Source organism: Pseudomonas sp. P5_A2_2 (genome assembly GCF_054177685.1).
This window is the reverse complement of record NZ_JBGCUL010001130.1, coordinates 1-1,346: the sequence shown is the minus strand read 5'-3', so window position 1 is coordinate 1,346 and position 1,346 is coordinate 1. Positions and strand designations below refer to the sequence as shown.

At 58.7% G+C, this 1,346-nt stretch carries 2 protein-coding genes; both read right to left on the bottom strand.

All coding sequences use genetic code 11. From position 1 onward, the window contains the following. On the bottom strand, nucleotides 1-591 hold a 591-nt coding region (gene gluQRS, locus ACXRVY_RS29425), incomplete at its 3' end, for a tRNA glutamyl-Q(34) synthetase GluQRS (RefSeq protein WP_458239008.1). Nucleotides 592-669: 78 nt separating this feature from the next. Then, a complete protein-coding gene (gene dksA / locus ACXRVY_RS29420) occupies nucleotides 670-1,110 on the bottom strand; it encodes an RNA polymerase-binding protein DksA (protein ID WP_007971100.1) in 441 nt (146 codons plus the stop codon). Nucleotides 1,111-1,346: the final 236 nt, after the last annotated feature.

Genomic DNA, 1,346 nt, shown 5'->3' with positions numbered 1-1,346 from the left:
GTCCAGCAGGTCGGCACCTCGAACAATATCGGTGATGCCCTGCCAGGCATCGTCCAGGACCACGGCCAATTGATAGGCGTAGAGGCCATCGCGGCGGCGAATCACGAAGTCGCCGACTTCCCGGCCCAGATGCTGACGGTATTCGCCTTGCACCCGGTCGATGAAGTGGTACTCCAGCTCCGGAACACGCAGGCGGATGGCGGCATCRTCGGTGCCATGGCCGGCATTGCGGCACAGCCCCGGATAAATTCCGTGATAGGGCTCCAGCTGTTTGCGCGAACAGGTGCAGGCGTAAGCCAGGCCGTGATTGAACAGGCGATTGAGCACCTCGGCGTAGGCATCGTGCCGCTCGCTTTGACGAACCAGATCGCCATCCCACTCGAAGCCATAGCTTTCCAGAGCCTTGAGAATGGCCGCCTGGGCGCCGGGTTCCTCGCGGGGCGGATCAAGGTCTTCCATGCGCATCAGCCAGCGTCCGCCGACTGAGCGTGCGTCGAGGTACGAGGCCAGCGCGGCGACCAGCGAGCCGAAGTGCAGGTGGCCGCTGGGGGTGGGGGCGAAGCGCCCGATGTAGGGGGTGTTGGCGGTCATGGATGCATTTAAAGCCAAAAAAACATCAGAAACAAAAACGGAGCGTTCGCACGCTCCGTTCTTCGTTCAAGTCGCAAGTTATTTACCGACTTGCTTTTCCTTGATTTCCGCCAGGGTCTTGCAGTCGATGCACAGGTCGGCGGTAGGACGCGCTTCGAGGCGCTTGACGCCGATCTCGATGCCGCAGGATTCACACCAGCCGTACTCTTCGTCTTCGATCAGCTGAAGTGTCTTGTCGATCTTCTTGATCAACTTGCGTTCACGATCGCGGGCACGCAGTTCGAGGGCGAATTCCTCTTCCTGGCTGGCACGGTCTGCCGGATCAGGAAAGTTGGCCGCTTCGTCCTTCATGTGGTCCACGGTCTTGTCGACACCTTCCATCAGCTCTTTTTTCCACTGATTCAGGACCTTGGTGAAGTGCTTGCGCATGGGCTCGCCCATGTATTCTTCACCGGCTTTCTGAACATAGGGCTCGAAGCCGCTGATCGCCTGATTTTGCTGCTTTGCTTGGGTGGACATGAAATAGACCGCCTCTACTCTTGTAATCCATCTGCGCAGGATTGCTCCATCACCGGCACTTGCCGGCCCTGCGGCTGCAAGCGGGCGAACTTACCAGATCAACTCGGGCCGCGCTACTCCCGGATGTCGAGCTCGCGGCACATGCTGCTTGCAAATGATGACAAACCGTTGTCTGGTGGCTCTGGAACCCTGCTCAATTATTGATTTTAGTCAAACCTTGCGCGCGTGCTTGAGTC